We start from the raw sequence: 13278 nt of genomic DNA, 5'->3' as shown, positions 1-13278 counted from the left end.
GCCTCGCGCCTCTCCCTCAGGGAGAGGCCGACGCGCGAAGCGCGGCGGGTGAGGGTGGGGACGCCCCCTTGAACTTTCCGGAGGGTGACGCAGCCAGAGGGGACACCTGTGAGGCGCGCGCGCTGGCTCAGGGATCGCCGGGCCGGCTGCCCTCACCCCAACCCCTCTCCCAGGGGGAGAGGGGCTTGAGCAGCCTCCAGCCCCCTCCCGGGGGGAGAGGGGCTTGAGCAGCCTCCAGCCCTCTCCCCGGGAGAGGGGCTTAAGCCACGTCCCCAAGCACTGTCCCGGGCAAGGGGCCATTCGCCGCGGCGCCGCCCTACGCCCCTGCGACGCGCACTTCGTTTGAATGGCGCCTTCCGCCCGGCATTCCAGCGTGTCCGTTATCGAAGCCCAACCCGCCGTCGCCACCATCTGGACCATCGGCCACTCCACGCGCAGCTGGGACGAGTTCCTGGCGCTGCTTCAAGGCCAGGGCATCGACGCGGTCGTCGACGTGCGCCGCTTTCCCGGCTCGAAGCGTTATCCATGGTTCGCGTCCGAGGCCATGGCAGAACATTTGCCCGAGACGGGTGTCGCCTATCTCTGGCTGCCGCAGCTCGGTGGCCGACGCCGCGCGCAGGCCGGTTCGCCCAACGGCGCCTGGCGCAATGCCGCGTTCCAGGGCTACGCCGACCACATGGCCAGCGCCGAGTTCGCCGAGGGCCTTGCCGCCGCGCTCGAGCTGGCGGCGTCCAGACGCACCGCGCTGATGTGCGCCGAAGCGCTGTGGTGGCGCTGCCACAGGCGCCTGATCTCCGACCTGTTGACCGCGCGCGGCACCCGGGTCTGCCACATCCTCGACGCCAGGCACGTGCAGCCGCATGTGATGCATCCCGACGCACGTGCCGAAGACGGCAGCGTGATCTATCCGCCAGCGCAGGGCGGGCTGTTCTGATCCGGAATCAGCGCGTCTTCAGCGAGGCCTGCAGCGCCGTCGCCAGCGCCGCATCGCCGCTGACCAGATCGGTCCACTTCAGTTCCAGCCCCTTGCGCTTGCCCTTGGGCACCAGCTTCAGGCCGTCCGGGTCGATGGTCAGCACATACGGCGTATCGCCGATCTGCAGTTCGCGCTTGAGGGCTTTGTCGAGTGGGGTCATGGCGGCCGGTCGGGAATGGACGCGGCCGATGCTGCCCCTGGGGGCGTCAAGCGGCCGGCACGGCGCCGCGGTGCAGCCTGGCGTAATGACCGCACTGCAGCGTGTTTGGCTGCAGTCACTGCCCCGATGCAGGACAACACATGCCACCCAACACCCAGCCGCCGGAAGGCGGGCTGCGGATAGTCGGGGGCCGCCCACGGCGTGCATACCACCCGCTATCCGGAACCGCCCGCAGCCGGAGACATTCCGCTGCCGCCGAATGCCGCAGTGCAGCATATTTTCAGCCGAAACCGCCACGGCCCGGCCGCTACAATCGACGCATCTTTTTTCCCCGCAGGAGCGCGCCATGAGCACGCCGGCCACTCACATCGATTCCAACGAAACCGCCCCCGAGACCGACGCCACGCCCCTGCGCTTCGTCACCGCCGCCAGCCTGTTCGACGGCCACGACGCCGCCATCAACATCATGCGCCGGCTCATCCAGTCGCAGGGCGCCGAGGTCATCCATCTCGGCCACAACCGCTCGGTGGAGGACGTGGTGCGCGCCGCGCTGCAGGAGGATGCCGACGGCATCGCACTGTCGAGCTACCAGGGCGGCCACGTCGAGTACATGAAGTACATGGTCGACATGCTGCGCGAGCGCGGCGCCGGCCATATCCGCGTGGTCGGCGGCGGTGGCGGCACGATCACCCCGGAAGAGATCCGCGAACTCGAGGCCTATGGCGTCGAGCGCATCTACCACCCCAACGACGGCATGAAGATGGGCCTGGTGGAGATGATCGAGGACGTGGTGTCCCGCGTGTCCGGTGCGCGCGACGCGCACGCCGCGGCCACCCGCGAACCTGCCAGCACCCGCCCGGCGCTGGACGACGAGATCGCCATCGGCCGCGTGCTCTCGGCGCTGGAAGACGGCGTGTATTCCGAATCCGAGCTGGCGATGCTGCGCAAGCAGTGGGCCTCGGGCGCGGCGGCGCATGAAGGCCCCGCGCCGGTCATCGGCATCACCGGCACCGGCGGCGCCGGCAAGAGTTCGGTTACCGATGAGCTGCTGAACCGTTTCCTCGCCAGCTTCCCGCAGATGCGCATCGCCGTGGTCTCGGTCGATCCCACCCGCCGCCGCACCGGTGGTGCGCTGCTGGGCGACCGCATCCGCATGAACTCGTTGCGCTCGCAGCGCGTGTACATGCGCTCGATGGCCACCCGCCGCCAGAACGTCGCCACCAACGCCGTGCTCAAGGACTGCATCGGTTTCCTCAAGGGGCTGGGCTATGACCTGGTGATCGTGGAAACCGCCGGCATCGGCCAGTCGGATTCGGAGATCGTGGATCTCGTCGATTTCCCGATGTACGTGATGACCAGCGACTACGGCGCGGCCAGCCAGCTGGAGAAGATCGACATGATCGACTTCGCCGAGCTCATCGTGCTCAACAAGTACGACAAGCGCGGCGCCGAGGACGCGCTGCGCGACGTGCGCAAGCAGTGGAAGCGCAACCGCCTGGCCTTCCAGATGGCCGACGAGGACGTGCCGGTCTATCCGACCATCGCCAGCCAGTTCAACGACCCCGGCATCAGCTGGATGTTCGCCAACCTGTGCCGCCTGCTGCGCGAGAAGACCGGCGCCGGCAATGCAGGGCAGTGCAGCTTCCAGCCCAGCCTCGACACCTCGCTCAAGGAGCCGCGCGCCACCGTGCTCATCCCCGGCGCCCGCGTGCGCTACCTCGCCGAGATCGCCGAGCAGGGCAGGGCGATCAACGCCTCCATCGAGAAGCAGGCCGAGGCCGCCGACCGCGCGCAATCCTTCTGGCAGGCGCTGCACGAACTCGGCGATGACAAGCTGCCCAGGCAGCTCGACCTCTACGACGGCGCCGACCTCGTCCCCGCCGCGAAAAACACCCTTCTCCCGCCTGCGGGAGAAGGTGCCCGCAGGGCGGATGAGGGCGCTTTTGAAGCCGACCGCACCCTCCTCACCCTGCGCCAGCGCTACAACGATGCCGTCCAGGCGCTGACCAGCGAGAACCTGCGCAACCTTCGCGAATGGCCCGCCCGCCTGAAGTCGATCACCGACGAAGTGACCGAGTACCAGGTGCGCGGCAAGACCATCCGCGTCGAGAACTACCGCGAATCGCTCAGCCACCAGAAGATCCCCAAGATCGCCGCGCCCACCTACAAGAGCTGGGGCGAGCTGCTGACCTTCCTGGGCAAGGAAAACCTGCCGGGCTATTACCCCTACACCGGCGGCGTCTACCCCTACCGCCGCAGCGGCGAGGACCCGATCCGCATGTTCGCCGGCGAAGGCACGCCCGAGCGCACCAACCGCCGCTTCCATTACCTCAGCGTCGGCCAGCCCGCCGCGCGCCTGTCCACCGCCTTCGACAGCGTGACGCTGTACGGCGAAGACCCGGCGCCGCGCCCGGACATCTACGGCAAGATCGGCAACTCGGGCGTCAACGTGCCCACCCTGGACGACATGAAGAAGCTCTATTCGGGCTTCGACCTGTGCGCGCCCACCACGTCCGTCTCCATGACCATCAACGGCCCGGCGCCGATGATCCTGGCCATGTTCATGAACTGCGCCATCGACCAGCAGGTGGAGAAGTACCTCAAGGCCGACCCGGACCGCTGGAACGATGCCCAGGCGAAGATCGATGCCTTCTTCGAAGGCCGCGAGCGTCCCCGCTACCACGGCGAACTGCCGCCCACCAACGACGGCCTGGGCCTGGCGCTGCTGGGCATGACCGGCGACCAGTTGGTGGACGCCGAGACCTACGCCCGCATCAAGGCCGAGACCCTGGCCACCGTGCGCGGCACCGTGCAGGCCGACATCCTCAAAGAAGACCAGGCCCAGAACACCTGCATCTTCAGCACCGAGTTCGCCCTGCGCATGATGGGCGACATCCAGCAGTACTTCGTCGACAACAAGGTCCGCAACTTCTACTCGGTGTCGATCAGCGGCTATCACATCGCCGAGGCCGGGGCGAACCCGATCAGCCAGCTCGCCTTCACCCTGAGCAATGGCTTCACCATCGTCGAGTACTACCTGGCGCGCGGGATGAAGATCGACGACTTCGCGCCCAACCTGTCGTTCTTCTTCTCCAACGGCATGGACCCGGAGTACACCGTCATCGGCCGCGTCGCCCGCCGCATCTGGGCGCGCGCCATGCGCGAGCGCTACGGCGCCAACGAACGCAGCCAGATGATGAAGTACCACATCCAGACCAGCGGCCGATCCCTGCACGCGCAGGAGATCCAGTTCAACGACATCCGCACGACCTTGCAGGCGCTCTACGCGCTGTTCGACAACTGCAACAGCCTGCACACCAACGCCTACGACGAAGCCATCACCACGCCCACGGAAGAAAGCGTGCGCCGCGCGGTGGCCATCCAGATGATCATCAACAAGGAGCTGGGGCTGAACTTCTGCGAGAACCCCTGGCAGGGCAGCTTCATCGTCGACCAGCTCACCGACCTGGTGGAAGAGGCCGTCTACAAGGAGTTCGAGGCCATCAGCGATCGCGGCGGCGTGCTCGGCGCCATGGACACCATGTACCAGCGCGGCAAGATCCAGGAAGAGTCGCTGTATTACGAGCACAAGAAGCACGACGGCTCGCTGCCGCTGGTGGGCGTGAATACATTCCTGCCCAAGGAACATGCAGGCGAGGTCGCCACCGAGATCGAGCTGATCCGCAGCACCGAGGAAGAGAAGGGGCAGCAGATCGAGAACGTGCGGAACTGGCAGGAAGGGCGCAATGCCGTCGTTCTGTCCGCCGCCGATGCCTCCGCTTCTCCCCCTCTCCCCACGGGAGAGGGCCGGGGTGAGGGCGCTCTTAGCGCTGACGCCTCAGAAACCGAAAACCTCGCGTATCTTCAGAACGCTGCGCGGGAGAGGCGCAATGTGTTCGAAGCGCTGGTGGAAGCGGTGAAGACGCATAGCCTTGGGCAGATCAGCCATGCGTTGTATGACGTGGGCGGGGAATATCGGCGGAATATGTAATTGCGATGTCTTGGATAGATTATTGGGGAACGAAATGGATCGGGTAAGTTACGAATCACTTGTGGTCCAAGATATTCAGGGGATGGCTGCGAGAAGTGAGCTTGATCTAAACCCGTGGTACCAGCGTCGCGAGGTTTGGAATCGTCCGCAGAAGTCATATCTAATCAACACGATTTTCGAGCAGAAGCCTATTCCGACTATCTATATTCGGCACTCGCTAGATCTGGAGAAAGAAAAAAGCATTAAGGAGGTTGTCGACGGTCAGCAAAGGATTAAGGCAATACTTGAGTATCTTGGAGGGCAGTTCGCGGCCCGCCACCCCGATCACAAGAAATTAGTCAGATACGGTGAGCTGAGTAAGTCCCAGCAGGAGAGGCTCCGGCTTACAAGTATCTCGGTCGGTTATCTAGTCGGAGCCACCGATCCCGATGTAATCGAAATTTTCGGCAGATTGAATTCGATCAGCAAAAATCTCAACCTGCAAGAGAAGCGAAACGCCAAGTTTGGAGGTGAATTCAAGCAATTCAGTTTGGGCGAGGCGTCTAAGCGGGTGAAGATTTGGCGTGATTACGGTATCTTTAGCTCAAACGATATTGCGCGCATGGCCGAAGTTCAGTTCGTTTCAGAACTGGCAATCAATATGGTTGAAGGGCTTCAAGATTATAGCGCCTCGCGTATCGATAAGTTTTATAAGGATTTCGACGAATCTTTTCCGCTCAGGGAAGAATTAGAGCTAAGAAGCGAGTTGGTATTTAGGCGAATCTTGAGCATGGAAAAGAAGGCGATCACCGAAACGATCTTCAGTCGTGCCCCTCTGTTCTTCTCTCTCTTCTTGATCCTAGATGCACCAGATGGTGCGCCTATCCCTTTAGATCGATTGGAGCGTGCAATTTGGCACATCGATGAGAGGTTTAGTGCGGATGTCTCGATTTCTGATCGCTCAGAATTGGAGGCTGAGTTCGTTATCGCGTGCTTGTCGAATCCCCATCGCATCAAGTCCCGGCAGATAAGAGATGAGTACATTCGGGGGCAACTGACGTCCTAATCAGATGCTCACTCTTCCCAGTGTGTATGGGCGATTTGCAACTGCGATCGACAAGGCTGTGTTGGTTCGACCTACGGGCGCCGGTGCGGTGGAAGTGCAGAAGGCACTCGCCGAATTAGTGCTGCTTCGGCTCTTCTTTCGTCTTGAAGCGTACCTGGAAGATGTAACAGTTCGCATCGCTTGCGGCACCAGCTACGCAGATGGCACCCCGCCAAGCTTGCTGATCGCTTCCGCCAATCGAGTGGTCGCTATTTCAAATCTTCGCAGGCATGGCCGGGCGAAATCGATCGAATTGAAATGGACGATTGGGGGAGACATCCGGAACAACGTGAGACACGTGATTGCTCCAGCCGACCCCATTTATTCAACAATTCTGGCGCACGAGGCTGAGCTGGACAGGTGGCGGCGCGTGCGAAATCACATTGCGCACGGCAACGCGGACACGAGCAAGAAATTTCGGCCGGTGGTCACCCACCATTACGGCGCAGCATTGCCCAACATAACGCCGGGGCAGTTGTTGCTCTCAAGAAGGTTCGCACCGAGTCTCTTGGATCAAGCCATAATTTTTGCGAGAGTGTTTGCGAAGGACTTGGCTCGCATCTAGAGGAGGCGCTGGCCTGCAGAAATCCGTCGGATCGGAGCAGCTATCCGGGTCACATGTTTAATTAATTTCATTGACATATCTCGGTGGAATGGGGGGGTTCTATGAGTGGTAGTTCAATGGGGATTTCGAGCGGCAGACAGTTGCGTAAACGTGCGAGAAAAGAGCCGCATGAATTTTTCGTCATCCACTATTCCTGCCAGAGCCTTTACGACGACAATCGAGAAAGTATGTCGCCGAGAATTACATCCATCATCGTATCCCATCTTGGGAGCGGGCAGTCTCTTAGCTTTTCCACCCATGCCATCGCCGAGGAGCTGGGTATATCACGCGAAGAAGTTCGGGGCAATTTCGACGCCGTAGAGCGTCAGCTTCTGCGAAGCTTCTTCCAGTTCATCGCGAACAATCGTCAGAAGTACTGGGTCCACTGGAACATGCGTAACCTTACGTTTGGTTTTGAGCATCTTGAACATCGCTACCGGGTGCTAACCAACGCGACGCCTCCTGAAATCCCAGTGGATAGACGCGTGAATTTAAATGACATTTTTGCCGAGCATTTTGGGGATGGATATGCCGCGCATCCGCGCCTCAGAAGTTTGATGGAGTTGAATGGGGGGGTGCATCGGGACTTTCTTGGCGGAGAAGAGGAGGTTCTGGCGTTTGAGCAAAATGAATTTCTGCGCATGCATAATTCAACCCACGCGAAGACGGGTTTTATATCCAAAGCGTTCAATCGATTCATTCGTGGGAAGCTAGTTACCGCGAATCGCGAGCTTGGTGTCTGGTTAGATCGAACCTTCGAGAGCAGACTAACGAGGGGGGTTGCTCTATTTGGCGCACTTGCATCCATACCTCTCGGGATCTACCAAGCCTATCTTTGGTGGTGGAAGTAAACGAGGAATGACGGGGTCAGGTTCACTTAACCGAATATATGGAGTCAGGTTCGCTTATCTAGGATGGCGCGGAAAGAGGCAGGGGGCGGATCAGTATATTTGCTGCACGAGGCATCAACTTTTAATTTTATTTTCGGGCTCGCCGGTCTAGTGATGCGACGAAAAAATCTTGAAGCTGTGAACCAGAGGATCTGAAAGCATTGGCCTATGCAATGGAATTGAGGCAGGTGTGCGGTGGCTACGCCTACTTCAGCACTTACTCCCACTACATCAAAGGCGTTGATGAACGATTTGAAAGGCGACAGCCGTCGGAAGTGGATGTTGCTAAGTTCTCTCAGGCAATGAGAGAACTTGGTCAGGACCTCGGGCTTGTCGACTCGGAGGCATCCTATGGGCGCTGGCTCTATCTCCAAGGATGGGCTGTGCTCGAATCAGCATTTGCACAAAGACACATGGCAACTTGGCTGCGCAGTCGAAGGTGTCTGAAATCTGCTTTGGGATCGTTTACAGATGTAGAAATCGCATCGCCGAAGACACTGATGCGAAGCTACCGGGGAAAGGCGAAGCGGCAAGTACTTGCTAGAGACGGAAACGCCTGCCGCGTTTGCGGCTCGGAATTAAACCTAACGCTCCAACACATCTGGCCGTTCTCTGCCGGTGGGGAGACGGCAAGCCGAAACATGATCACGCTGTGCGCGAACTGCAACCAAGCCTACGCAGATCAAATTGCGCCCGACCTCTACCGTCTTGCGGGCCTGGCTTACAGTCACGAGCCGTCCTTGCTCAAAGGCGCTGCCGATAAGAGCACTGCATTTCGCAGGGCCGTCCAGGTATCGAACAACCTGATGCATACCCGCTGCGAAGTCTGGTGAGCGCTACTCTTCGCTGTTCGAACGCTGCATCACGCCACCCTTTTGCGCTGGGGGCGCATGCCTACACCGATGCTTTACGCTCGGATTAACGGGGTCCGGGTTAACAGGGGTAGGTTTACTTAACGAGGATGACGCCGCGCGAACGGTGACGCAGGCCTAACAAAGGGGTCATGTTCATTTTCCAGCCGGCGCCGACCTCGGCCGCCCGCGCGACCTGACCTCCATGCTTCTTCCGGCCAGTGTCTCTGGATAACGGGGTCAGTTTCACTTATCTTGGATGTGCTGTGCGAGCTGCTGCAGTGCAGATCATTAGAGCTGCCCAGGACATTCCATTGGCGCGCGGTAGCGTAGGGTCAGTCGCGAGATGGGCGCCTCGAAGCGGTACCGACAATGTGTCAGAAGGGTTGTCTGTAGAAGGAAGGGATTCTCATGGCGAAATTTCTCAATACGAGCGCGACCAACTATTTCCTTGAAGAGCTGATCAAGGATGCGAAGGACCGACTGACCCTGATCAGCCCGTACCTGAAGCTCAACGACCGGGTGAAGGAACTGCTGGCTGACAAGAATCGGCTCAAGATCGACGTCCGCATCGTGTACGGCAAGAGCGAGCTGCAGCCTGCCGAGATTACGTGGCTCCGTGAGCAGTCCTACATCCGGACGAGTTTTTGCAAGAACCTGCACGCGAAGTGCTATTTGAACGAAGAGCTGTGCATCGTGACCAGCCTCAATCTCTACGAGTTCAGCCAGGTCAACAACAACGAGATGGGCATCCTGATCAGGCGTGGGGAAGATGCCGATCTCTACCGGGATGCCTATGAGGAGGCGCAACGCATCATCCGCATCAGCGACGAGGTGCGGATTTCGATGGAGCGCGTGCCCAGCAGTGAGGAATCGGCGGAAGAGCTCGAATCGACGACGGCCTCCGACGCGGAAGGCGAAGTCGGCGACGGGAGCAAGCTCACGTCGTCGAAACTTGCGCGCAAGTTGGGTTTTAAAACGCAGGACTTGTTGGACAAGCTCGCAACGGCGGGTCTGATGGAAGTGCGGGATGGCAAGCATTACTTGACCGAGGCGGGCAAGCAGGCTGGTGGGGAATTCAGGATGAGCCCACGGTTTGGGCCCTACTTCCTCTGGCCAGAGAGCTTCACGGTTTGACGGTGAGGGGCGGTCACTGGAGGAAGGATCGTCTTGCGGTTCGGAATCGCAGGGGCGATATGCTCGCGCAACTGTCTCCTGCGGACTTCGAGGCCAAAGTTGCCGATCACTATCGCCGGCAGGGCTATCACGTCGAGCGAGTTGGACACGGCGGGGCCCATTTCGACGGCGGAATCGACCTCAAGTTACGACGTGGCGACGAGTACATCGTTGTCCAGTGCAAGCGCGAGAATGCATATCAGGTCACCCACAACGTGGGCCACGAGCTGATCGGCGTCATGTGTACGCAAGGTGCCACCGGTGCAATCGTGGTCAACAGTGGCGAGTTCACCGAAGCCGCACGTCGCAGTGCGCAGCGGGAGGGCCGCCTGCAGCTTGTTGACGGTGATGAGGTGCGCCGTTGGTTTCCCGAGCTTGCGGCTGCGGCAACGGAGGCAGTGTGGAAGCCGGTCGATGCCACTCTCGGGGGGCAAAGACGCACGGACCGTCGCCGGGATCGCACGGACGGAGCCGGAGTCGTGGTCGCTGTGATGTTCGCTGCAATCACGATGCTGTGGCAGTGTTCCCGTTTCAATTCCCGGGCGGACGCTGCGCCTGCGCCCGCGCAGCCCGCCGTGCAACCTGTTGCCAGACCCGCACCTTCACCCCCTCCAGAGACCCGGGCGCGCGCGGAGATCGTCAAACCGCACGTGGAGCGTGTTTCCAAGCCGACTATGTCGGTGCAGGAATGGGAGCGTCGAAACCGGGAGTCCATGGAAATCTTGCGGGAAACCACCCCGGAGATTGATTTGGCGCCCTGATGGCAAGCGGAGTCGGGCGATAACGAGGTCAGTTCCCTTGATTGCGAGCCCGTAAGCGGACTCCGTTACCCATTACGCCCCGGTAGGCAGACGGTAGCCGATGCCCGATACTCGCCCTGCGCCACATCCAGGCGCCAGCACGGCGTGCCCGGTTTCATGATTACAAAGGAAATGATGCAGGCGTTTTTCTCCGACACGCGGCAGAAGAACATCGAGGCGGGCAAGAACTGGAGCATCGACGAGGTCTGCCGCTGGTCGTTCTTCTTCGTCGACGAGGATGGCGAAGCGCTGCTTCCGGTGGCGCAACACATGGAGTCGTTGGGCTATACGGTGGTCGGCATCACCGAGCCGGACGGCGAAGAGGATCCGTTCTTCTACCTGCAGGTGGACAAACTCGAGCAGCACACCCCGGAATCGCTGCAGGCAAGGGTTGAAGCGCTTTACGCCATCGCCGAGCAGTTCGAGATTGCCGACTACGATGGCATGAACGTGGTCGCTGCCTGAGGGTGCCGGCTGGGCGGGCTGGTGTCCGTGCCCACCTCGTCCGATATCGGGTGAGTGCGAATAGCGGAAGTAACGGTGCCAGGTTCATTTGTCCTTCCAATAACGGGAGCAGGTTCACTTATCCGCCTTGCTCGGTCGATGAGCAGGACGAACGCCGGCGAAGCGTTCTGTCTTTGCTTCCACCATGGCGCGGAAGTCGTCGCGGCCCCATGCGCGCTGTTGCTGGAGGTAGCACCTGATCTCGGCCAACTCGTCGTCGCCGATCGCTTCGTCCAGAAGCCCCCGCCACGCCTGGGCGCGTGCTTGCGTGTCCTCGCCAAGCGCTTGCCACGCGGGGTGTGGGCTGAGCAACGAGCGGGTGCGCTGTCCCAGATGGGCCGCGCAACTTGACCATCGGTAGGCGGCGGGATCATCGATGATGCGCGCGCGCACGGGGTTGAGTTCGATATAGCGCTGGCAGGTCAGCAGGTTCCGCTCGCTGTCGACCAGGCACGCCTTGTAGCGGCCTTCCCAGAGCGTGCCGGTGCGGCGGTGGCGGGCGTTGAACTGGCCGACATACTGCCGCCCGAGCCGCTGCATGCATCGGGCGATGTCCCCGGCGGCTGCGGGCGTGGCCAGCAGATGCACGTGGTTGTCCATCAGCACGTAGGCGTGCAGTTGAACGCCGGTGGCAAGCAAAGCTTCCCGCAGCAGGGTGAGGTAGTGCAGCCGGTCGTCATCGTCGAGAAAGCACGGCAACCTGTTGTTGCCACGCTCCACGACGTGCTGGGGAATGCCGGGGAGATCAAAGCGGGGTAGGCGGGCCATGCCGGCCAGCGTGAAGCGTCAGTTGCTTGGCTTTGATCAGCGAATCCCGCTTGGCACGCGTCGAACATGCGGATGCTGTGTCTGAGAAGTAAACCCGGCTCCGTTACGTCAGATGCGCCGCGCAGGTACCTGCAGCGCGGCGGGTCCTGGGTTCGACGATTACGCTGAAGTCGTCGTGGCCCTTGGCGCGCGGTCGCAGAGACTCGCGGATCCCGTCGAACAGCTGTCCGGCCAGCGCTTCGTCCGGCGGGCCGCGCCAGATGGCGACGCACGTCTTCAGCGGTCACATGCGCCGGGCCCGGGCTACTGCGTGAGCGTGTGCCGTGCGGGTTTCCGGCATGTCCCTGGACCGTTGTCGATTACTGCGGCATCTCGACATGCCCACCGAAGCCGAAGCGCATCGCCGACAGCAGCTGATCGCCGAAGGTGGTATCGACGCGGCTGCGATAGCGGGCAAACAACGCGGCAGACAGCACGTAGGCGGGCACGGCCTCTTCCATCGCGGCGTCGATCGTCCACTGGCCTTCGCCGGAGTCGGAGACGTTTCCCGAGAATCCGGCGAGACGCGGGTCATCGGCAAGGGCCGATGCGCACAGGTCGAGCAGCCACGAGGAGATCACGCTGCCCCGCCGCCAGACCTCCGCAACCTCCGCCAGATCGATATCGAACCGCTCCTCCTCGGGCAGCTTCTCCGATGCCTTGCCCTTGAGGATGTCGAAGCCCTCGGCGTAGGCCTGCATCAGGCCGTACTCGATGCCGTTGTGGACCATCTTGACGAAGTGGCCTGCGCCGGCGGGTCCCGCATGGATGTAACCGCGCTCGGACGGTTTGACGGGGCCGCTGCGGCCGCGGGTACGGAGCAACTCGCCATGGCCCGGTGCCAACGTTTCGAAGATCGGATCGAGACGTTCGACCACCGCTTTCTCGCCGCCGATCATCATGCAGTAGCCGCGTTCCAGCCCCCAGACGCCGCCCGAGGTGCCGACATCGACATAGTGGAGATGTTGCATGGCGCAGGCCTTGGCCCGGCGGATGTCGTCCTTGTAGAAGCTGTTACCGCCGTCGATGAAGATGTCGCCGGGCGCGGCAAGCGGAATCAGCGCCTCGATCGTGGACTCGGTGATGGCGCCCGCCGGCAGCATGATCCAGAAAATACGGGGTTCCCGCAGTCGGGCGGCCAGCTCGTCGAGCGACCTGGTGACTGCGATGCCTTCATCAGCCAGCGCGCTGGTGGCTGCCGTGTTCTGGTCGAAGCCCACGACGTCGTGGCCGCCGCGCATCAAACGACGCGCGATATTGCCGCCCATCCGGCCAAGGCCGATCACTCCGATCTGCATGGTGCCTGTCTCCCTCGAAAAAACGGTTCTTGGGTCGTATGCGTCTGCAGCCGGGTGGATGATGGCTGCGCTGCTGCAACGGTGCGCCGAGCGGGCACGGGCTGCAAGGCGGATCGTCGCACAACGGTGCCCGGTGG

At 61.5% G+C, this 13278-nt stretch carries 12 protein-coding genes; 9 read left to right on the top strand and 3 right to left on the bottom strand.

The annotated features are described in order from the left end of the window. Positions 1-373: 373 nt before the first annotated feature. Positions 374-934 (top strand): DUF488 domain-containing protein, encoded by a 561-nt coding sequence (locus tag EGK76_RS14850; RefSeq protein WP_343205624.1) that lies wholly within the window; start codon positions 374-376, stop codon positions 932-934. A 7-nt stretch (positions 935-941) separates the two neighbouring features. Here EGK76_RS14850 and EGK76_RS14845 read toward each other — a convergent pair whose 3' ends face one another. Then, entirely contained in the window at positions 942-1136 is a 195-nt protein-coding gene (locus EGK76_RS14845) for a hypothetical protein (protein ID WP_096297999.1), read from the bottom strand. Positions 1137-1482: 346 nt separating this feature from the next. Between EGK76_RS14845 and EGK76_RS14840 the strand changes: the two genes are divergently transcribed. From EGK76_RS14840 to EGK76_RS14805, 8 genes are all read left to right on the top strand, one after another. Continuing rightward, entirely contained in the window at positions 1483-5127 is a 3645-nt protein-coding gene (locus tag EGK76_RS14840; RefSeq protein ID WP_123833132.1) for a methylmalonyl-CoA mutase family protein, read from the top strand. Between the two features lie 22 nt (positions 5128-5149). Further along, the gene (locus tag EGK76_RS14835; RefSeq protein WP_158613516.1) at positions 5150-6172 is read left to right on the top strand and encodes a DUF262 domain-containing protein; all 1023 of its coding nucleotides are present in this window, start codon (positions 5150-5152) and stop codon (positions 6170-6172) included. Between the two features lie 4 nt (positions 6173-6176). Then, positions 6177-6776 carry a hypothetical protein gene (locus EGK76_RS14830; protein WP_123833130.1) on the top strand — a complete coding sequence of 200 codons (600 nt, stop codon included), beginning with the start codon at positions 6177-6179 and terminating at the stop codon, positions 6774-6776. A 116-nt stretch (positions 6777-6892) separates the two neighbouring features. Then, positions 6893-7666, top strand: coding sequence for a hypothetical protein (locus EGK76_RS14825; RefSeq protein ID WP_123833129.1), 774 nt, complete (start codon positions 6893-6895; stop codon positions 7664-7666). Between the two features lie 200 nt (positions 7667-7866). Then, entirely contained in the window at positions 7867-8538 is a 672-nt protein-coding gene (locus tag EGK76_RS14820; protein ID WP_123833128.1) for an HNH endonuclease, read from the top strand. Positions 8539-8967: 429 nt separating this feature from the next. Next, positions 8968-9693 carry a phospholipase D family protein gene (locus tag EGK76_RS14815; protein WP_123833127.1) on the top strand — a complete coding sequence of 242 codons (726 nt, stop codon included), beginning with the start codon at positions 8968-8970 and terminating at the stop codon, positions 9691-9693. Positions 9694-9752: 59 nt separating this feature from the next. Beyond that, the gene (locus tag EGK76_RS14810) at positions 9753-10493 is read left to right on the top strand and encodes a restriction endonuclease (protein ID WP_123833126.1); all 741 of its coding nucleotides are present in this window, start codon (positions 9753-9755) and stop codon (positions 10491-10493) included. A gap of 174 nt (positions 10494-10667) precedes the next feature. Further along, entirely contained in the window at positions 10668-10997 is a 330-nt protein-coding gene (locus tag EGK76_RS14805) for a ribonuclease E inhibitor RraB (protein ID WP_158613514.1), read from the top strand. Between the two features lie 114 nt (positions 10998-11111). Here the strand turns inward: EGK76_RS14805 and EGK76_RS14800 are convergent, their stop codons facing one another. Beyond that, positions 11112-11804 (bottom strand): transposase, encoded by a 693-nt coding sequence (locus EGK76_RS14800; RefSeq protein ID WP_123833124.1) that lies wholly within the window; start codon positions 11802-11804, stop codon positions 11112-11114. 359 nt (positions 11805-12163) lie between these two features. Beyond that, on the bottom strand, positions 12164-13201 hold the full coding sequence (gene gnd / locus EGK76_RS14795; RefSeq protein ID WP_255409796.1) for a phosphogluconate dehydrogenase (NAD(+)-dependent, decarboxylating): 1038 nt from the start codon (positions 13199-13201) through the stop codon (positions 12164-12166). Positions 13202-13278 lie beyond the last annotated feature (77 nt).

Origin of the sequence: Luteimonas sp. 100069 (genome assembly GCF_003813845.1) — a bacterium.
In the GTDB taxonomy this organism is placed as follows: Bacteria; Pseudomonadota; Gammaproteobacteria; order Xanthomonadales; family Xanthomonadaceae; genus Luteimonas; species Luteimonas chenhongjianii.
This window is presented reverse-complemented; position numbering and strand designations above follow the sequence as displayed.